The organism is Actinomadura rifamycini DSM 43936 (assembly GCF_000425065.1).
GTDB lineage: Bacteria > Actinomycetota > Actinomycetes > Streptosporangiales > Streptosporangiaceae > Spirillospora > Spirillospora rifamycini.
In genome coordinates this window covers 1-20348 of the sequence record NZ_AULB01000010.1, presented here as the reverse complement: position 1 = coordinate 20348, position 20348 = coordinate 1, and the positions used below count along the sequence as shown (strand labels likewise).

17 protein-coding genes are annotated in these 20348 nt (G+C 70.9%); 1 reads left to right on the top strand and 16 read right to left on the bottom strand.

Translation table 11 applies throughout. The annotated features are described in order from the left end of the window. Positions 1–157 precede the first annotated feature (157 nt). The 5 genes from H505_RS0108720 to H505_RS40640 form a co-directional block, all read right to left on the bottom strand. Entirely contained in the window at positions 158–2950 is a 2793-nt protein-coding gene (locus H505_RS0108720; RefSeq protein ID WP_026401680.1) for a DEAD/DEAH box helicase, read from the bottom strand. A gap of 102 nt (positions 2951–3052) precedes the next feature. Next, on the bottom strand, positions 3053–3877 hold the full coding sequence (gene tatC / locus H505_RS0108715) for a twin-arginine translocase subunit TatC (RefSeq protein ID WP_233618024.1): 825 nt from the start codon (positions 3875–3877) through the stop codon (positions 3053–3055). A gap of 165 nt (positions 3878–4042) precedes the next feature. After that, positions 4043–4354, bottom strand: coding sequence for a Sec-independent protein translocase subunit TatA (gene tatA, locus H505_RS0108710; protein WP_026401678.1), 312 nt, complete (start codon positions 4352–4354; stop codon positions 4043–4045). Between the two features lie 345 nt (positions 4355–4699). After that, a complete protein-coding gene (locus H505_RS40645) occupies positions 4700–5773 on the bottom strand; it encodes a helix-turn-helix transcriptional regulator (protein ID WP_084550012.1) in 1074 nt (357 codons plus the stop codon). After that, positions 5770–6789 carry a helix-turn-helix transcriptional regulator gene (locus H505_RS40640; protein WP_034517246.1) on the bottom strand — a complete coding sequence of 340 codons (1020 nt, stop codon included), beginning with the start codon at positions 6787–6789 and terminating at the stop codon, positions 5770–5772. The genes H505_RS40645 and H505_RS40640 overlap by 4 nt, the downstream gene beginning before the upstream one ends. Positions 6790–6887: 98 nt before the next feature. On the opposite strand from H505_RS40640, the gene H505_RS0108695 reads away from it, so the two are divergent. Next, complete coding sequence (locus tag H505_RS0108695; protein WP_026401677.1) at positions 6888–7970, top strand: DUF3866 family protein; 1083 nt, start codon at positions 6888–6890, stop codon at positions 7968–7970. Positions 7971–8049: 79 nt separating this feature from the next. Here the strand turns inward: H505_RS0108695 and H505_RS40635 are convergent, their stop codons facing one another. The 11 genes from H505_RS40635 to H505_RS40615 all read right to left on the bottom strand — a co-directional run bounded on the left by H505_RS40635 (position 8050) and on the right by H505_RS40615 (position 20306). After that, positions 8050–8562, bottom strand: coding sequence for a DUF3291 domain-containing protein (locus tag H505_RS40635; protein ID WP_051300449.1), 513 nt, complete (start codon positions 8560–8562; stop codon positions 8050–8052). A 32-nt stretch (positions 8563–8594) separates the two neighbouring features. Beyond that, positions 8595–9347, bottom strand: coding sequence for a helix-turn-helix transcriptional regulator (locus tag H505_RS0108685; RefSeq protein ID WP_026401676.1), 753 nt, complete (start codon positions 9345–9347; stop codon positions 8595–8597). Between the two features lie 89 nt (positions 9348–9436). After that, positions 9437–10375, bottom strand: a complete 939-nt coding sequence (locus tag H505_RS40630; protein ID WP_064743556.1) for an FKBP-type peptidyl-prolyl cis-trans isomerase — start codon at positions 10373–10375, stop codon at positions 9437–9439. A gap of 190 nt (positions 10376–10565) precedes the next feature. After that, positions 10566–11924: a Pup--protein ligase gene (pafA, locus tag H505_RS0108675; protein ID WP_026401675.1), complete on the bottom strand. Its 1359-nt coding sequence runs from the start codon at positions 11922–11924 to the stop codon at positions 10566–10568. 210 nt (positions 11925–12134) lie between these two features. Next, on the bottom strand, positions 12135–12878 hold the full coding sequence (gene prcA / locus H505_RS0108670; RefSeq protein WP_026401674.1) for a proteasome subunit alpha: 744 nt from the start codon (positions 12876–12878) through the stop codon (positions 12135–12137). 21 nt (positions 12879–12899) lie between these two features. Next, the gene (gene prcB / locus H505_RS0108665) at positions 12900–13778 is read right to left on the bottom strand and encodes a proteasome subunit beta (protein WP_125620718.1); all 879 of its coding nucleotides are present in this window, start codon (positions 13776–13778) and stop codon (positions 12900–12902) included. 123 nt (positions 13779–13901) lie between these two features. Then, a complete protein-coding gene (locus H505_RS47420; protein ID WP_245592466.1) occupies positions 13902–15101 on the bottom strand; it encodes an endonuclease VII domain-containing protein in 1200 nt (399 codons plus the stop codon). A gap of 109 nt (positions 15102–15210) precedes the next feature. Then, positions 15211–15420: a ubiquitin-like protein Pup gene (locus H505_RS0108650; protein ID WP_026401672.1), complete on the bottom strand. Its 210-nt coding sequence runs from the start codon at positions 15418–15420 to the stop codon at positions 15211–15213. 288 nt (positions 15421–15708) lie between these two features. Beyond that, complete coding sequence (gene dop / locus H505_RS0108645) at positions 15709–17226, bottom strand: depupylase/deamidase Dop (protein ID WP_199748175.1); 1518 nt, start codon at positions 17224–17226, stop codon at positions 15709–15711. Between the two features lie 148 nt (positions 17227–17374). Beyond that, positions 17375–19138 (bottom strand): proteasome ATPase, encoded by a 1764-nt coding sequence (gene arc, locus H505_RS0108640; RefSeq protein ID WP_026401670.1) that lies wholly within the window; start codon positions 19136–19138, stop codon positions 17375–17377. 49 nt (positions 19139–19187) lie between these two features. Then, entirely contained in the window at positions 19188–20306 is a 1119-nt protein-coding gene (locus tag H505_RS40615; RefSeq protein WP_169528809.1) for a tRNA (adenine-N1)-methyltransferase, read from the bottom strand. Between the last annotated feature and the right edge of the window lie 42 nt (positions 20307–20348).

Genomic DNA, 20348 nt, shown 5'->3' with positions numbered 1-20348 from the left:
ACCACCCCGAGCGGGGCAGTCGGGCTGCCGGGCCCCGGTGTCGCAACGGCACCGCCCGAACGGGGCACTCCAGCCGCCGGGGCGCGCCCCGCCCCCGCGCCCCCGCCGCCCGAACGGGACGGTCGGGCCGCCGGAAGGCCACGGTGCGGCGGTGGGGTCAGGTCACGGACGAGTAGGCGACGACGCCGCGGCGCATCGTGTCCATCGCGCGGCGGGCCGTCTTGCGGACGTGCCCGTTGGCGGGGGACGCGTCGGCGACCTGGCCGAGCAGGTCGAGGAGCTGCTTGACGGCGCGGACGAAGTCGCCGGCGGTCATGTCGCTCGCGAGGAGCACCTCGTCGAGGTCGTCGCCCTTGGCCCACCGGTACGCGGTCCACGCGAACCCGAGATCGGGTTCGCGCAGGAACGACACGCGGTTGTCGCGTTCGACGGCGTCCAGTTCGCCCCACAGCCGCACCATCGCGGCGAGGGCGTCCTCGGCGCGGCCGGACGGGGCGCGGTGCGGGCCGGTGTCGTCGTCGCGCCGCGACTCGTACACCAGCGCGGACACGCACGCGGCCAGTTCGGCGTGGTCGAGCTTGTCCCACAGCCCGGCGCGGAGGCTCTCGGCGGTGAGCAGGTCGAGCTCGTTGTAGATCCGCCCGAGGCGGCGGCCCTCCCCGGTGACCTCGCCGTCCCGCAGGTAGCCGAGCTGCTCCAGGACGGCGCAGACGCGGTCGAAGGTGCGGGCGATGACCTGGGAGCGGCCCTCGACGCGGCGCCGCAGCTGCTCGGTCTCGCGGTCGAGGCGGTGGTACCGCTCGGCCCAGCGGGCGTGCTGCTCGCGTTCGTCGCAGCCGTGCACGGGGTGGCGGCGCAGCTCGGTGCGCAGCGCGGCGATCTCGGCGTCGTCGGCGGCGGCGGAGTCCACGCGGGCGCGTCTGCGTTCGCGGGCGTCGTCGGGGACCTTGTTGCGGAGGGTGGAGGCCAGGTCGCGGCGGTCCTGCGGGTTGCGGGGGCTGAACGACTTGGGGATGCGGATCCGCTCGACGGGTTCCACGGCGCGGGGGAAGTCCTGGATGGACAGCCGCTGCACCGACCGGTTCACCGTGAGGACGAGCGGGGCGGGCCCGTCGGAGCGGCGTCCGAGGCCGGGGTCGAGGACGACGGCGAGGCCGGAGCGGCGCCCGGACGGCACCAGGATCACGTCGCCGGGCCGGAGCCGCTCGAGGGACTTGGCGGCCTCGGCGCGGCGGGACGCCGACCGCTCCCGCGACAGCTGCGCCTCCCGGTCCGACAGCCGCCTGCGCAGCGCGGCGTACTCCATGAAGTCGCCGAGGTGGCACTGCGCCGCCTCGGCGTACCCGGCGAGCGCCTCCTCGTTCTTGTGGACCTGCCGGGCGAGGCCGACGACGGCGCGGTCGGCCTGGAACTGCGCGAACGACTCCTCGAGGAGGGTGCGGGCCCGTTCGATGCCGACGGCGCCGACGAGGTTGACGGCCATGTTGTAGGACGGGCGGAAGCTGGAGTTCAGCGGGTAGGTGCGGGCGCCGGCGAGGCCCGCGACGGACGCCGGGTCGACGTTGGGCGCCCACACCACGACGGCGTGGCCCTCGACGTCGATGCCGCGCCGCCCGGCGCGTCCGGTGAGCTGGGTGAACTCGCCGGGGGTGAGGTCGACGTGCGCCTCCCCGTTCCACTTGTCGAGCTTCTCGATCACGACGGTGCGGGCGGGCATGTTGATGCCGAGCGCGAGCGTCTCGGTGGCGAACACCGCTTTGATCATCCCGCGGGTGAAGAGCTCCTCGACGATCTCCTTGAAGGTCGGCAGCATCCCGGCGTGGTGGGCGGCGACGCCCCGCTCGAGCGCGGCGAGGAAGTCGTCGTAGCCGAGGACCCGCAGGTCGGCCGGGGGGATGTCGGCGGTGCGCAGCTCGGCGTGGGCGCGGATCTCCTCCGACTCCTCCTTGGAGGTGAGCCGGATCCCGGCGGCGAGGCACTGCTGGACGGCGGCGTCGCAGCCGGCGCGGGAGAAGATGAACGTGATCGCGGGGAGCAGCCCGGCGCGGTCGAGCCGCTCGATGACGTCCGGGCGGGCCGGGGGCCGGTACCGCTGCGGGCGGGGCGCGCGGCGCCGCCCGGTGCGGCGGCCCTGGTTGACCTTGGCGCGGCGCACCTCCTCGACGGCCATGCGGGTCAGCTTGGGGTTGAGGCGCGCCTGCCGGTTGTCGCCCTTGCCGGTGTCGACGAACAGGTCGTGCAGGTAGGTCCCGACGAGCATGTGCTGGAACAGCGGGACGGGCCGGTGCTCGTCGACGACGACGGCGGTGTCGCCGCGGACGGCGTGCAGCCACTCGCCGAACTCCTCGGCGTTGCTGACGGTCGCCGACAGCGCCACGATCCGCACCGAGTCCGGGACGTGGATGATCACTTCTTCCCAGACGGCGCCGCGGAACCGGTCGGCGAGGTAGTGCACCTCGTCCATCACCACGAACGCCAGCCCGGCGAGGGTCGGGGACTGCGCGTACAGCATGTTGCGCAGCACCTCGGTCGTCATGACGACGATGGGCGCCTCGCCGTTGACGCTGTTGTCGCCGGTGAGCAGCCCGACCTTCTCGGGCCCGTAGCGGCGGACGAGGTCGGCGTACTTCTGGTTCGACAGCGCCTTGATCGGCGTGGTGTAGAAGCATTTGGAGCCGCCGGTCAGCGCGAGGTGGACGGCGAACTCCCCGACGACGGTCTTGCCGGAGCCGGTCGGCGCCGCGACGAGGACGCCGCTGCCGTCCTCCAGCGCCTGGCACGCCCGCAGCTGGAAGGCGTCCAGCTCGAAGTCGTACAGGGTGCGGAAGTCCAGCAGGGCGGGGCCGTTCCCGGCGGTGCGCCTGCGGTAGGCGGCGTACCGGGAGGCCGGGGTGTCCCCGGTCCGCTCCTCGGCCTTCCGCCCGGTCGACGTGGTGTCGGGGGAGGTCATGTCTTCGAGCCTACGGTTTCGACCGGCCCGTTTCCCAATCCATAACGAACCGGATTCCGGCGGGTCGCCGGGGCGGCCCGCCCGGTGCCGGGCGGGCGCGGGTCAGCCGGTGCGGCCGCCGCCCTTCTCCAGTTCGGCGTCGATGGCCTCGAGGTCCAGCGGGGACGCCTCGTCGTCGGACAGCTCCGCGTACGGGTCGGGGCGGGCGGCGAGCCGCCGGTCGTGCAGGTACGCGATCAACTCGGCGATCTCGAACAGCACGATCGTGGGGAGGGCCAGGGCGAGCATGGTGAACGGGTCCTGGCTGGGGGTGGCGATCGCGGCGAACACGAACACCCCGAACCACAGCAGCCGGCGGGACTTGCGGATCCGCTCGTGGGTGAGCACGCCCGCCAGGTTCAGCACGACCACGAACAGCGGCAGCTCGAACGTCAGCCCGAAGATGAACAGCATCGCCTGGGCGTAGCTCAGGTAGTCCTGGACGCCGACGAGCACGGTGGTGTCGCCCGGCGCGAGCCCGATGAAGATCTCCAGGCCCTTGTCCATCGTCAGGTAGGCCAGGTAGCCGCCCGCGACGAACAGCGGCACGGCCGCCGCCATGAACGTGTACGTCCAGCGGCGTTCCCGCTGGTACAGGCCCGGCGCGACGAACGCCCACAGCTGGTACAGCCACACCGGGGACGACAGCACCGCGCCGATGATCAGCGCGACCTTCAGGTGCACGAAGAAGCCGTCGAAGATGCCGTGGACGACCAGGTCGCACTTGCCGTCGAGGCAGTGCTCCGGGGGGATCCGCGTGTAGGGCTGCTTCAGCCAGTCCCAGATGGGGTCGAAGAAGATCCAGCCGATGATCGTGCCCACCAGCAGGCCGAGGATCGCCTTGACCAACCGGTTGCGCAGCTCACGGAGGTGCTCCAAGAGGGGCATGCGGCCGTCGGATGCGGCGCCGCGCCTGCTCAGCTTCATCATCGGCTTTCGGGCTCGATTTCGGTCCGGGGGTCGACGCGGCGGCGGCCCTCGGCGGGAGGGCGGGGACCGCCGCGGGCGGGGCGGCGCGCCGCGGGCGGTGCCGCGGTGCGGTGCGCCGCCGGATCAGTGCTTGCGGGCCTGGCCCGGGTCCGAAACCGGAACGCCCTGGAGCGGCTCACCGGACGCGAGCGCCTGCGGGCCGCGCGCGTTCTGCTGCGCGCCGGGCGCCTCAGCGGGGGCGTCCTGCTGCTGCGACGCCTGCGCCTTGCGGGTGTCGTCGCCGTCATCGTCGTCGTGCAGGCCCTTGGTCTCGGCCTTCAGGATCCGGGCGGACTTGCCCAGCGAGCGGGCGAGCTGCGGCAGTTTCGCCGACCCGAACAGCAGCAGTACGACCGCCAGGATGATCAGAATTTCGGTCGTGCCAAGTCCAGCCATGACAAATCCTCTTCAGCAGGGGTCCTCACGACGATCGTACGCCGTCTTCGCGCGCTTGTGGCGCCCGAGATCCCTCGAGTCGAGAGAGTTCATCCCTGAGCGCCGACTGTTTCGGCGCCAGCCGTGATCTTGTGCGCTCGAGTTCACGTCCGAACCGCCGCACGCCCAAGTACACCTTGAACGCGCAGTAGGCGAGCACGGCCAAGCCGACGAAGCCCGCCGTCACCGAAACCGCTACCCACGCCACGCCCGCCACGGTAGCCGATACCGGCGCGACCTTCAGCACCGGCCCGGCCGGACGGCGGCCCCGCCCCGCCGCGCGGGCCCGGGGCCGTTCCGGGCGGGTCAGCCCAGGCCGTACAGGGCGAGGGCGCGGGCGGCGTCGTCGCGGACGCCGTCGGCGACCGACGCGGGCGCCACGACGCGCCCCTGGTCGCCGAGCCGCAGCGCCAGGCCCCGCACCCAGCGGGTGTCGGGCGTCGGCAGCACCACCCGCAGCCGCCCCTCCCCCAGCTCCTCGACGCTCTCGCACGGGTAGTAGTCGGCGACCCAGCGGCCGCGGGGCGTCAGCTCCAGCGTCACCCGCACGTCCTGCGGGGACGGCCGGAACAGCCCGGCGTCGACGTCGATCGGCTCGGCGTGGTCGGGCACCTCGGCGGGCTCGTCCAGCACCTCCAGGCCGGTGACGCGGTCGAGCTTGAACAGCCGGACCGCCTCCGCGCGGCGGCACCAGCCCTCCAGGTAGGTGTTGCCCTCCACCACCAGCAGCCGCATCGGGTCGACGTCCCGCTCGGTGTTCTCGTCGCGCGCCGGCACGTAGTACGCCAGGTGCACGCGGCGCCGCGCCGCGACGGCGTCCCGCAGCGTCCCGAGGACGGTGCGGGCGCCGGGGCCGCCGCCCGCGGCGACGTCCCGGGCGTCGACCTCGACCGCGACCTGCGCGCTCGGCACGGCCGCCGCGCCCGCGGCGGTCTCGAGCTTCGCGATGACGCGGCTGAGGGCGTCGCGGTCGTGCAGGTCGGGGATCTCGGCGAGCATCCGCAGCGCCACCAGCAGCGCGCTGGCCTCGTCGACCTTCAGCCGCAGCGGCCGCGCGATCGACTCGGCCTCGGCGACGGTGATCTCCCCGCCCTCGTAGGACAGGTCGATCGGGCAGTACGGGTCGGGCGCGCGCAGCTCCACGCACCACAGCAGGTTCAGGTCGTCGATCAGCTGCTTCTCGGTCACCCCGAACGCGGCCGCGGCCTCCTCCAGGGCGACGGTGTCGCGGTTGACGACGTACGGGACGAGCGCGAGCAGCCGCGCGAGCCGCCCGGTCGACGCCGCCGCCTGCTTCGCCGCCGACCGGGAGGTCTTGGACGGTCTCGCGGCGTTCGCGGTCTTCGGGGCGTTCGCGGTCTTCGGGGTGTTCGTGGTCATCGCGCGTGCACCGTCCCGTCCTCGGTCCCGGCGCCGCCGGCCGGGCCCGGTTCCCCGGCGGCCAGCGCCGACTTCAGCTGCTGGATCACCGCGTCGCGCAGGTCGGGCGGGTCCAGCACGACCAGGTCGTCGGCGAACCGCGCCAGGTACGGCGCGAACCGCTCCACGTCCCGGAACGTCAGGACGGCCTCGTCCCACGCGCCGTCGCCGGAGGGGCGGACGTCGCGCGCCCACCGGCGCGGGCCCTGCGCGGCGCCCGCCCGCAGCCGCACCGTCGCCGGGCGCGGCTCGGTGACCGGCTCGCCGCGGTCGAACGCGAGGCGCCGCACGTCGACGCCGTCCGGGACCGTCACCGACCCGGCCGGGCCGTCCGCGGCGACCTCCCCGTCGATGCGGCTCAGCCGGAACACCCGCTCCTCGTCGCGGTCCCGGTCGAACCCGACCACGTACCAGCGGCCCCGCCGGCTGACGACGCCCCACGGCTCCAGGTGGCGGCGCGTCACCGACGTCCGCCCGATCGCCCGGTAGTCGAACGCGACCGGCCGCCGGTCCCGAACCGCCTCCCACAGGGCGGGGAACGCCGGTTCGCCGGTGTCCACGCGCGGCTCGATCCCGACGGCGGCCGACGCGTCGGTCTCCACGCCCGCCGCCCGCAGCTTCAGCAGCGCCCCCGACGCCGCCTCCGCCAGGCTCGCCCGCTGCCACACCCGGGCCGCCAGGCCCAGCACCGCCGCCTCGTCCGGCGTCAGGTGCACGTCGGGCAGCTCGTAGTCCTGCGGCGGGATCCGGTACCCGATCTCCTCGCCGCCCCCGCCCTGCAGGTCGCTGCCGACCTCCAGCGGAACGCCCAGCTCGCGCAACTCCTCCTTGTCGCGCTCGAACATCCGCTTGAACGCCTCGTCGGAGTCCGGATACCCCGGCACCGCCCGGCGGATCTGCTCCGCGGTCAGATAGCGCCGGGTGGCGAGCAGGCAGACCACCAGATTCAGCAGGCGCTCGGTCTTGCGCCGCGACACTTCGCCACCACCTCTTCGCTCCGTGAAGCCCCGGGACCCCCGTGCACGGGTCCGAACGCCCCCACGCCCGTCACCAGAGGACGCTACCGTTTCCCAGTGTGATCCGATGGCGTAAAGGCACAGTTGAGGGCATCCGACGCGAATGGCCGGGGGCGGTCGAACTCGACGTCGAGATCGGGGGCGACGGCGCGCACCGCGCCCTGGCGTATCCCGCGCTGGTGGGGCGCCCCGAACCCGGCGACACCGTCCTGCTCAACACTACGGCCTTGGCGATGGGCCTCGGCACCGGCGGCTACGCGATGGTCGTCGCGGTCCCCGACCGGCTCCCGCCCGACCCGTCCGGCCCCGGCCACCTCGTCAAGGCCCGCTACACCCCGCTGCAGGCCACCGTCCTCGGCGCCGACGAGCAGGACTCCCCCCACCACGACGTGCTGCGCGACGCCGACTCCCTCGGCGGCGCGCCCGTCGTCGTCGCCGACCTGCACTCCGCGCTGCCGCCGATCCTCGCCGGGCTCCTCGCCGCCCGGCCGGGGACGCGGGTCGTGTACGTCATGCCGGACGGGGGCGCGCTGCCGTCCTGGTTCTCCATGTCGATCGCGCGGCTGAAGGACGCGGGCGCCCTCGCGGCCACCGTCACGGTCGGGCAGGCGTTCGGCGGCGACCTCGAGGCCGTCACCGTCCACACCGGGCTCCTCGCGGCGCGGCTCGTGCTGGACGCCGAGGCCATCGTCCTCGCGCAGGGCCCGGGCAACCTCGGCACCGGCACCCGCTGGGGGTTCTCGGGCGTCTCCGCGGGCGAGGCCGTCAACGCCGCGTCCGTCCTCGACGGGCGGCCCGTCGCGTCGCTGCGGGTCAGCGAGGGCGACCGGCGGGAGCGCCACATCGGCGTCTCGCACCACTCCCTCACCGCCTACGGGCGGGTCGCCCTCGCCCGCGCCGACGTCCCCGTCCCCGAACTGGGCGGCGAGTTCGGCGCCCGCGTCGCGGCGCAGGCCGCGCCGCTCGGCGACCGGCACGCGCTCGTCCCCGTCGCCGTGGACGGCCTGCGCGACGCGCTCGCGGGCGCCGAGCGGGACTGGGGCGTCCGGCTGTCCACCATGGGCCGGCGCCTCGACGAGGACCTCGCCTACTTCCTCACCGCGGCCGCCGCGGGCCGCCACACCGCGGCCCTCCTCGACTGACCGCCGCGACTGACCGCCGCGCCCCCGGACGTCCCCGGGCGGCCCGCGCGTCGCCTCGCCGCCGCCCGGGGGGGCGGGCTCACACCGGCGCGAGCCCGGCCTCCTCGGCGGTGAACGGCGACGCGAACGTGAACGCGCGCGGGGACGGGCCCTCCGCGCGCAGCAGCGCCAGCCGCTCCATCCCCTCCTCCACCGTCGGGACGTGCCCGGCGGGAACCCACCACAGCACCAGGTGCGCCTCCGCGTGCCGCAGGAACCACTCGCGGCGGCGCCGCATCGACTCCAGGTGCCCGGACCGGTAGACGAAGTCCCACAGCGCCTCCGCCGACTCCCACACCGAGAACGTGACGATCACGTCGTCGCCGGCGGGCCGCATCCGGGTCGCGTCCGGCTGCCCGTCCTCCACCAGCCGCCAGACGAACCCGGGCGCGGTGTCGGCGAGGGCGTTCACGGGGTCGAGCATCTCCACGAACTCCGCCATGCGCGGGTCGTCCAGTGGGAAGCGCATGGTCGCCACGTTGAACTGGGCGAGGTGGTGGCGCGGGTCCTCGGTGCGGGCAGGCGTGCGCTGAGCGCGGTGATCGTCCGTCATGGGATCACCTCACCACGGCCCCCACTTCTATGTCAATCTTCATTGTTTTTAGAGGGGGCGGGCGGCACCTCCTCCGCCACCGCGCAGCACCAGCCCGGACGCGCGTCCATCCGCACCCGCACGCCCCGCGACCCCTCCGCCATGCCCTCCAGCAACGCCACATTCATGCCGCACACCAGCGGCGGGAACGCCTCCGCCACCGCACCGAACGGGCAGTTCCGCATCCGGACGACCCCCGCACCGCCCCCAGCGGCCCCGCACCCGCCCGCGGGCTCCGCGGACTCGCCTCCATCGCCCCGCCCGGAATCCTCACCACCCGGCGCCACACGCACCGGCTCATAGCCGCGCCGCGCCAGCACCCGCTCCAACCCCGCCAGATCACCGCACGGCCCCTCCGCCGCGGCCAGCGCACGCCCCCGCCGCCGCGCCGCCTCCTGCAGCTCCCCGTCCAGCCCCGCCGCCTCCGCGGCCTCCGCCAGCAGCGACGCCGCCGTCCCGTAATCCCGCGCCGGCACCGACACCCCGCGCTCCACCGCCGACCGCCGGTACACCTTCGCCGGACGCCCCGCGCCCGGCCCCGAACGGCCCGTCAACCGGCGGCTCCCCGCCTCCAGCAGACCCCCGTCCACCAGCTTGTCCAAATGGAACGCCGCCAGCGTCCGCCCCAGCCCGAGCGCCTCCGCGGCCTCGTTCCGACCCACCTCGCGGCCCCGCGCCGCAACGAACTCGTACAGCCGCCGCCGCACCGGATCCTGCAGCAGCGCGATCGCGTCGATGTCCTCCACCCCGCCAGTCTAGGAACAGCGGGCATGCATTTTAGAAACCGGCGGCGCCCCCGGACGGCCGACACCGCCCCGGGACGCCGCCCGACCCCTCAGTGGACGCCGAGGAGCTCCACCACGAACACCAGCGTGTCGTCGCCCCGGATCCCGTACTGCGACAACCCCTTCTTCCCGTAACCCAGCGACGGCGGAACCACCAGCAGCATCCGGCTGCCGACCCGGCGCCCCACCAGCGCCTCGTCCCAGCCCTTCACCACCTCGCCGGTCCCGATCGTCACCGCCGCCGGATGCCCCTCACCCCACGACGAATTGAACACCTGCCCATTGCGCCAGAAATACCCCGCGTACTGCAGCGCGGCCAGCTGCCCGCCCTTCACCTCCGGGCCCTCGCCCTGCACCAGCGTCACCGCCTGCAGCTTCCCCGGCGCCGCACCCTTCGGCATCGTCACCACCGGCACCTGCCCCGGCGCCGCCTCCCCGACCCGCGGCAGCCGCGGATCCCGCTGCTCCAGCGCCTTCCCCTTCGCCGCCGCAGACTTCCCGTACACGCCCCGCACGTCCAGCACGTACACCAGCGTGTCACCCGGCCCCACCCGATGCCGGGCGTCGCCGTCCTCCCCGAAACCCTTGTCCGGCGGGATCCGCGCCACCACACGCGCCCCCGGCCGCGCCCCCACCAGCGCCTCCGCGAGCCCCGGGACCACCGTCCCCGTCGGGAACACCCCCGGCTCGCCCTCCGCGTAACTGCTCGCCACGAGCTTGCGCTCATCATCGTTCCACCGGTAACCGACATAATCGGCCACCACCAGATCGCCCTTCCGGGCCTCCGACCCGTCCCCCTCCTCGAGGGTCTCCACCGCCAGCGAATCCCCCGGACCGCCGTCCGGGAACTCCACCTCCGGAACCTTCCCGAACTCCCCGCTGACCGACACGTCCACCCCGCCGCCGAACAACGAACACGACGACGCGAACACGAGCGGAACGGACAGCACGACGGCGGCGGACACGACCGAGAGACGACGACGGCGCATACGGGTCCTTCACGGGGGGGACGAGCGCTGCTGGCCGCTCACCCTACCGCCAAAGTGACCCGCCAGTAGGCCCGGGCGCGCCCAACACCCGCAGCACACCCCTCCACACCCCCGCAGACCCGCCCGGCCAGCCGGAACCACCCCCGGCCACACCACGAGCCCGTCCGGGGAACACCCCCGGACGCACCCGCTACATACCGGCGATCAGCTTGTCGACCCGCTCGTCCACCGACCGGAACGGGTCCTTGCACAACACCGTCCGCTGCGCCTGATCGTTCAACTTCAAATGCACCCAATCCACCGTGAAATCACGACGCTTCTCCTGCGCCTTGCGGATGAACTCACCCCGCAACCGCGCCCGCGTCGTCTGCGGCGGAACCGACTTCGCCTCGAAGATGTCCAGATCCCGCGTGACCCGCTCCGCACCCCCGCGACGCTCCAACAGGTAATACAGACCACGATCACGATGCACATCGTGATACGTCAGATCCAGCTGCGCCACCCGCGGCGACGACAACGGCAGATCGTACTTCCGCCGGTACCGCTCGATCAGCTGGTACTTCATCACCCAGTCGATCTCCCGCGACACCAGATCCAGATCACCGGTCTCCACCGCCCGCAGCGTCCGCTCCCACAGATCCAGCACCCGCTTCGCCGTCGCGTCACCGCCCCGCGCGTCCACGAAATCCCGCGCCTTGACGAAGTACTCCTTCTGGATCTCCAGCGAACTCGCCTCCCGGCCGTTCGCCAACCGCACCTTCCGCCGGCCCGTCATGTCATGACTGACCTCCCGGATCGCCCGGATCGGGTTCTCCAGCGTCAGATCACGCATCACCACACCGGCCTCGACCATCCGCAGCACCAGGTCGGTCGCACCGACCTTCAGCAGCATCGTCGCCTCGCTCATGTTCGAGTCACCGACGATCACATGCAGCCGACGGAACCGCTCCGCATCCGCATGCGGCTCGTCCCGCGTATTGATGATCGGACGCGACCGCGTCGTCGCCGACGACACACCCTCCCAGATGTGCTCCGCCCGCTGCGACACGCAATACACCGCACCCCGCGGCGTCTGCAGCACCTTCCCCGCACCACAGATGATCTGCCGCGTCACCAGATACGGAATCAGCACATCCGCCAGCCGGCCGAACTCCCCGTGCCGACCCACCAGATAGTTCTCATGGCAGCCGTACGAGTTCCCCGCCGAATCCGTATTGTTCTTGAACAAGTAGATGTCGCCGGCGATGCCCTCCTCCCGCAACCGCCGCTCCGCATCCACCTGCAGACCCTCCAGGATCCGCTCCCCCGCCTTGTCGTGCGTCACGAGATCGACGACACTGTCGCACTCCGGCGTCGCGTACTCCGGATGACTCCCCACATCCAGATACAGCCGCGCCCCGTTCCGCAGGAACACATTGCTGCTGCGCCCCCACGACACCACCCGCCGGAACAGATAACGCGCCACCTCATCCGGAGACAGCCGACGCTGCCCACGGAACGTGCAAGTGACGCCGTACTCGTTCTCTAGCCCGAAGATGCGCCTGTCCACACCACGACCCTATGCGCCCCGACCCCAACTTCGTAGTCCCCGGATGGACAAGGTTCCCGGGACCCGCCCCACAGCACCCCCGACACACCGAAGACCCGCCGCGGCGCCACGGCGACACACCGCACCACCACGACGGGCCCACAAACCGGACCTCACCGGCGAACGCTCACAGCAACCGGGACACCCCGGACACCGGCACCCGACCAGAAATCAGTCCTCGTCCGACGAACCCGACTCCGAACCGTCCTCGCCCCCGCCCGACGAACCGGACGACCCCTCCGCCAGCAGCCCCTCGATCCGCCGAGCCGCCAACCGCTTGAACAGCCGATGCTCCCGATTCCGATCCAGCACCGCCACCTCCAGCGACGACGCCTCCAGACGACGATCCGAATCCTGCGCCTCCAGCGCACGCACCGCCGTCCGCAGCGCCTCCTCCAACGGAGCCCCCTCGCGGAACCCGTCCTTCAGCGCCTGCGCCACCGCGTCCGCCTGACCGCCCATCGCCACGTAACCGTGCTCGTCGGCCACCGACCCGTCGAACGTCAACCGGTAGATCTGGTCCGTCTCCGCGTCCTCACCGACCTCCGCGACGACCAACTCCACCTCGTACGGCTTGTTCGTCTCCGTGAAGATCGTCCCCAGCGACTGCGCGTACACGTTCGCCAGCCCCCGCGCCGTCACGTCCCGGCGGTCGTACTGGTACCCGTTGATGTCCGCGTACCGCACACCGCCCAGCCGCAGGTTCTCGAACTCGTTGTACTTCCCCACCGCCGCGAACGCGATCCGGTCGTAAATCTCACTGATCTTGTGCAGCGCCCGCGACGGATTGTCCGCCACGAACAGGATGCCGTCGTCGTACTGCAGCACGACCACGCTGCGGCCACGCGAAATACCCTTCCGCGCATAGTCCGCCTTGTCCTTCATCTGCTGTTCAGGCGACACATAGAACGGCATCGACACCGGTCTGGATCCCTTCTATCGCAGCGGGGCGGTCGGCCCGCCCGGCGAGTCGTAACGTGCCTCGACCACGGACCGCGCGAGCGCCCCCACCTCGTCCTCACCGAGCCGGCGGTACCCGTCCGACGTCACCGACGCCACCACCGGGAAGATCCGCCGCGGCAGATCCGGACCGCCCGTCGCCGAATCGTCGTCCGCCGCGTCGTACAAAGCCTGCACGCACACCAGCGCCGCGTCCTCCGCCGACAGATCCCGCCGGAACAGCTTCTTCAGCGCGCCCCGCGCGAACACCGAACCCGACCCGATCGAGTGGAAGTCCCGCTCCTCGTACCGGCCGCCCGCCGGATCATAGGAGAAGATCCGCCCCGCGTCCCGCTCCTCGTCGTACCCCGCGAACAGCGGCACCACCGCCAGGCCCTGCATCGCCATGCCCAGGTTCTGCCGCACCATCGTCGCCAGCCGGTTCGCCTTGCCCTCGACCGACAGCGTCCGGCCCTCGCGCTTCTCGTAGTGCTCGAGCTCGACCTGGAACAACCGCATCATCTCGATGCCGATCCCGGCCGTCCCCGCGATCGCGATCGCCGAGAACTCGTCCGCCCGGAACACCTTCTCGATGTCGCGCTGCGCGATCACGTTCCCCGCGGTCGCCCGCCGGTCCCCCGCCATGACCACCCCGCCGGGGAAGGTCACCGCGACGATCGTCGTCCCGTGCGGAATCTCGTCCCCGACCGGCGTCGCCGGCGGCGTCCGCCCGCCGGGCAGCAGGTCCGGAGAGTACGCCCCCAGGAACTCCGTGAACGAAGACGTGTCCGGGCTCGCGAACAAGCTCGACAGACGCCCGGTGTGCGAATCGTGGGACGCCACGCGACTCCCTTCCCTCCACCATGGCACCGGCATCACACAGATCACCGGCACGGACGAGTACGACCCTACTGTTCAACGCCCGCCCCTGCATGCCGCGCCCGCCCCACCGGCTCAGCCCACGGCGAACCGACCGACCCGGCGGGGCTCCGCGGAACCCTACGAGCGGGCCGAGGCGCCGGACACCGCCGAGCCACCGGACGCCCCGCTCCGCGCCACGATCTCCCGCACCAGGACCTCGAGCGGCGTGAGCCCGTCCCCGGCACGACGCCCGAAGGACGGGTCACCGCGCCGACGCTCGCCGTCCGCGTCGCGATACGGCTTCCACCCGTTCGGCGGGACCGTCGCCGGATCCACGTCCGGGCGCGTGAACGACAGACGCGTCGTCCCGTCCGGCAGGGCCACCGTCCTGACGAGCTCCCCCATCACGTAGTCCGCGGCGCGGCGGAGGCACGTGGCGTCGTCACCGAACTGGCCCATACCGGTGTTGCATCCGGTGCAAGCGATCCCGCGCACGGCCCCGGTACCGTGATCGTGGTCGATGTGCTCGCCGGGACGATCGCTGCAGACCCCGCACAGGCCGACCTGGAGTTCGAAGAGCCGGTCCGCGTCGGACTCCGTGATCCCGTATCGGTGGTGCAGGTGACCGGCGCGCGAAGTACCGCCCAAGGTGCCCCACGCCACCCGGTTCAGTCCGCGCAACTCCACGCGAGTACGCCTGCGGAAGACCGGCTCGCCGACCTCGTTCTCGAGCATTCGGGCCTGGGAACCACGGAGTTCGAGGTAGTCGGCGGCGAGGAGCATCCGCTGAGGGTCGTCCTCGAACTGGCCGAGCGCCCCGTTGCACTTGAAGCACAGGATGCGCCGGACGGCGCCGCTGAAGTGGTCGTGGTCGACGTGCTTCGCAGCGGCGCGGAGGCAGATGACGCAGACACCGCCCTGCTGGACGGTCATCTGCCGCACCTCCTCTTCGGTGAGGCCGTACCGGAGCTTGAGAAGGTAGTTGCGGCTGCTGCCGTGCCTGCGTTCCCTGTGCTCCCGAGTGATCGTGTTCCAGCAGGGCTTGCAGTAAGAGGAGTTTCCAGAACCTTTGGACCGATTGTTGCCGAAGTCCTCTAGCGCCTTGACCGTTTCACATCGCGGGCAGTACTTCATTCCCTGAGGATCTTCTCGACGCCTCCTGAAGTCTTTCGTCTTCCTCCCCAGAGATGCCTGCTTCTTGCGGTACGAGGCGGAGTTCCGCTGAGCGAAGCAGTCCCTGCAGTAGAGCGCCAGACCGTCCGGTGATGCCTTGCGCTTCCAGAACTCGGCGGCCGCCTTGACCTTTCCACAGTCCTTGCACTTCTTTTCAGAAATCATGGGTGGGACTTTATCAGCCCCACCCATGATTCGACAACACTTTCGAGTTCGGCGAGCGACCTCGAAAGCCTTTATTAGTTGATGGAATCGGACATGTCCGATTTATCCATCACTGTCCGCCTTTTTGCACAAATCCACGGACGAATTCCTCCGCATTTTCCTCGAGGACTTCGTCGATTTCGTCGAGGATATTGTCGACGTCGTCGGTCAGTTCCTCGTGGCGTTCCTGGACGTCTTCGCTGGTCGTGGCCTCGGTCTCCTCGACCTCGTCCGTGCGCCGCGTGGTCTGCTTCTGACCGCCGGTGTCCTTTGTGGCCATCACGTACCTCCGATCCTGCCGTTGCCTTCGACCTTATCCCCGATCTTCGGCGACGAGTGGATCTTGCGGTCCGTTTCGTCCGCCTCGGCGGGGGGCTTCGAGCATGCTCGGGTTATCGCCCGTCCGCAGAGCAATGAAACGGGCATACCGGTCTCGATACGGAGACGTCGGCCGTTTACCCAGGTCATCGCGGGGCGGAGGGGCCGGAAAAGCGTGTGCCCGCCCCAGGCGGCCTGTGCTGCCGGGGACGGGCATGTGCGCTGGTCAGGGCCTTGCGCGGTGCTCAGGTCAGTCCTGGCCCGTCAGGGTGGCGACGAGGGCCTCCGCGGTGCGGCAGCGGTCCAGGAGGGCGCCCACGTGCTCCTTGGTGCCGCGCAGGGGCTCCAGGGTGGGGACGCGCTGGAGGGACTCGCGGCCGGGGACGTCGAAGATGACGGAGTCCCAGGAGGCGGCGGCGACGTTGTCGGCGTACTGGCGCAGGCAGCGGCCGCGGAAGTACGCGCGGGTGTCCTCGGGCGGGTCGTCGATGGCGGCCTCGACCTGGTCCTCGGTGATGAGGCGTTCGATGCGGCCGCGGTCGACGAGGCGGTTGTAGAGGCCCTTGTCGGGACGGACGTCGGCGTACTGCAGGTCGACGAGGTGCAGGCGGGAGTGGGACCAGTCGATGTCGTCGCGGCTGCGGTAGCCCTCGAGGAGGGCGAGCTTGGCGACCCAGTCGAGCTCGCGGGAGAGCTGCATGGGGTCGTCGCCGAGGCGGTGCAGGACCGACTCCCAGCGGTCGAGGACGTCCTTGGTCATGTCGTCGACGTCGGCGCCGAAGCGGTCCTCGACGTACTTGCGGGACTGCTCGAGGTACTCCATCTGGAGCTGGACGGCGGTCATCTTGCGGCCGTCGCGGAGGGTGAGCAGGTGCTTGCAGGACGGGTCGTGAGAGACGGCGCGGAGGGAGGCGACGGGCATGTCGACCGAGAGGTCGGTGGTGAGGAAGCCGTCCTCGATCATGGCGAGGACGAGGGAGGTGGTGCCGAGCTTGAGGTAGGTGGACAGCTCGGCGAGGTTGGCGTCGCCGATGATGACGTGGAGGCGCCGGTACTTCTCGGGGTCGGCGTGGGGTTCGTCGCGGGTGTTGATGATGGGGCGTTTGAGGGTGGTCTCGAGGCCGACTTCGACTTCGAAGAAGTCGGCGCGCTGGCTGATCTGGAAGCCGTCGCCGCGGCCGTCGACGCCGATGCCGACGCGGCCGGCGCCGCAGACGACCTGGCGGGAGACGAAGAAGGGGGTGAGGTGGCGGACGATGTCGGCGAAGGGGGTCTCGCGGCGCATGAGGTAGTTCTCATGGCAGCCGTAGGAGGCGCCCTTGTTGTCGGTGTTGTTCTTGTAGAGCTGGATGGGGTTGGTGCCGGGGACCATGGCGGCGCGTTGGGCGGCGTCGGCCATGACGCGTTCTCCGGCCTTGTCCCAGATGACGGCGTCGAGGGGGTTGGTGCATTCGGGGGCGGAGTATTCGGGGTGGGCGTGGTCGACGTAGAGCCGGGCGCCGTTGGTGAGGATGATGTTGGCGAGGCCGAGGTCTTCGTCGGTGAGCTGGGTGGGGTCGGCGACCTCGCGGGCGAGGTCGAAGCCGCGGGCGTCGCGGAGGGGGTTCTCTTCTTCGAAGTCCCAGCGGGCCCGGCGGGCGCGTGCCGCCGATGCCGCGAGGTAGGCGTTGACGACCTGGGACGAGGTCACCATCGCGTTGGCCCCTGGCTGGCCCGGTACGGAGATGCCGTACTCGGTCTCGATGCCCATCACCCGCCGAACAGTCATATCGTCGAGCCTATCGGGGCGGTGGGGGTGGAGCCACGGGGGCGGTGTGTCGTGGCGGGTTCGTCGTGGTGCCGGTGTGGTCGCATGGTGGTGACGTGCGCGCGGCGGCCCCCCTCGGGGTGGGGCCGCCGCGTGCGTGGTCGTCGGGTCAGAGGTACTGGCCGGTGTTGGCGACGGTGTCGATGGAGCGTCCGGCTTCGGCGCCCTTGGTTCCGGAGACGAGGGTGCGGATGTAGACGATCCGCTCGCCCTTCTTGCCGGAGATGCGGGCCCAGTCGTCGGGGTTGGTGGTGTTGGGCAGGTCTTCGTTCTCGCTGAACTCGTCGACGCAGGCGGCGAGCAGGTGGGTGACGCGCATGCCCTTTTGCCCGGTGTCGAGGAATTGTTTGATGGCCATTTTCTTGGCGCGGTCGACGATGTTCTGGATCATGGCGCCGGAGTTGAAGTCCTTGAAGTAGAGGACTTCCTTGTCACCGTTGGCGTAGGTGACTTCGAGGAAGCGGTTCTCCTCGGTTTCGGCGTACATGCGTTCGACGGTGCGCTGGATCATGGCGTCGACGGTGGCCTCTTCGGAGCCGTCGTGCTCCTTGAGGTCGTCGGGGTGGAGCGGGAGGCCGCTGAGGATGTACTTGGAGAAGATGTCCTTGGCGGCTTCTGCGTCGGGGCGCTCGATCTTGATTTTGACGTCGAGTCGTCCGGGGCGCAGGATCGCGGGGTCGATCATGTCCTCGCGGTTGGAGGCGCCGATGACGATGACGTTCTCGAGCCCTTCGACTCCGTCGATCTCGCTGAGGAGCTGCGGGACGATGGTGTTCTCGACGTCGGAGGAGACTCCGGAGCCGCGGGTGCGGAAGATGGAGTCCATCTCGTCGAAGAACACGATGACGGGGGTGCCGGCGGATGCCTTCTCGCGTGCTCGCTGGAAGACGAGCCGGATGTGGCGTTCGGTTTCGCCGACGTACTTGTTGAGGAGTTCGGGCCCCTTGATGTTGAGGAAGAAGCTCTTGCCCTCCTTGCCGGTCTTCTCGGCGACCTGTTTGGCGAGGGAGTTGGCGACGGCCTTGGCGATGAGGGTCTTGCCGCATCCGGGCGGTCCGTAGAGGAGGACGCCCTTGGGGGGCCGGAGCTGGTGTTCGCGGAACAGGTCGGCGTGAAGGTAGGGCAGTTCGACGGCGTCGCGGATCAGTTCGATCTGGCCGCCGAGGCCGCCGATCTCGTTGTAGGAGATGTCGGGGACCTCTTCGAGGACGAGTTCTTCGACCTCGGCCTTGTGGATCTTCTCGTAGGCGTATCCGGAGCGGGACTCGAGCATGAGCGAGTCGCCGGCGCGGAGCGGGACGCCGCGGAGCGGTTCGGCGAGTTTGATGACGCGTTCCTCGTCGGCGTGCGCGATGACGAGGGCGCGTTCTCCGTCGTCGAAGAGCTCTTTGAGCATGACGACTTCGCCTTGTTCTTCGAACTCGAGGGCTTCGACGACGTTGAGGGCCTCGTTGAGCATGACCTCTTGGCCGCGCTGGAGTTCTTCGACGTCCACGGCGGGGCTGACGTTGACGCGGAGTTTGCGTCCCCCGGTGAAGATGTCGACGGTTCCGTCGTCGCGGGTTCCGAGGAAGACCCCGAATCCGGAGGGTGGTTGTGCGAGCCTGTCGACCTCCTCCTTGAGCGCCACGATCTGTTCGCGAGCCTCTTTGAGGGTCGCTACGAGACGCTCGTTCTGACCGGTCACTGCGGCCAGGTTGGCCTGTGCCTCATGGAGACGTTCTTCCAGCACGCGTGCTTGGCGCGGGGATTCCGCGAGTTTGCGGCGCAGCACGGTGATCTCCTCCTCCAGGAAGGAGATCTGTGTTTGGAGGTCCTTGACCTCCTTGTCGTGCTGCGCTCTGCGCGCCCCAGCTTCGTCACGAGCGGCCACGCCCCGTCACCTCCTCACGAAGAGAGCCGACGACCTACTGAGACCCTACCTATCTGGAGGGCTTCCGTAACCTGCCCATTCGGTTCTCGTGTCGTGCGGGTGGGTGTCGGGGGTGTGCGGGGGGCGGTCCGGCGGGTGGGGTTGTGGGGGCCGGACCTGGGGTTTCTCGGTGTCGGGGGTGGGTGCGGCGGCGGGGTTCGGCGGTTTCGGCGGGTTGTGGTGCGACACGCCGGTGGGGCGCCGGGATGTGATCTATGCCTCGGTGGCGGGGCCGGGCGCGGCGGCGGGCGGGTCGCTGTCCGGGGTGTCGGAGGTCCGGGCGGTGCCGGTGGGGGCGGTGTCGGGGGCGGCGGGCGGTGACGAGGAAGCCGGTGTGGCCGACCATGCGGTGGTCGGGGCGGACGGCGAGGCCGTCGACGTGCCAGCTGCGGAGCATGGTCTCGAAGGCGTAGGGCTCGGCGAAGGCGCCGTGGGAGCGGAGGTCTTCGACGATGCGGGACATCTGGGTGGTGGTGGCGATGTAGGCGCAGACCATGCCGCCGGGGATGAGGGCCTCGGCGACGGCGTCGATGCATTCCCAGGGGGCGAGCATGTCGAGGACGGCGCGGTCGATCTCGGTTTCGGCGAGGTCGTGTTCGAGGGAGCCGACGGTGAGGCGCCAGGCGGGGTGGGGGCCGCCGAAGAAGCGTTCGACGTTGCCGCGGGCGATGTCGGCGAAGTCCTGGCGGCGTTCGTAGGAGGAGAGGAGGCCGTGTTCGCCGACGGCGCGGAGGAGGAAGCAGCTGAGGGCGCCGGAGCCGGCGCCGGCTTCGATGACGCGGGCGCCGGGGAAGATGTCGGCTTGGGCGACGATCTGGGCGGCGTCCTTGGGGTAGACGACGGCGGCGCCGCGGGGCATGCGGAGGGTGTGGTCGGTGAGGAGGGGGCGGAAGGCGAGGTATTCGGTGCCGCCGGTGGAGCGGAAGACGGATCCTTCGGGGCTGCCGATGATGGTGTCGTGGGGGATGGCGCCCTTGTGGGAGTGGTATTCCTTGCCGGGCTGGAGGGTGATGGTGTTGATGCGGCCTTTGGGGTCGGTGAGCTGGACCTGGTCGCCGGGACGGAAGGGGCCGTGGGGGATGCGGCCGGTGGTGGTGCGGGGTCCGTCGTGGGACTGGGTTTCGCTCATGGGGGTCAAGGCTAGCGCCGGGCGGGGGCGGTTCTGACCGTT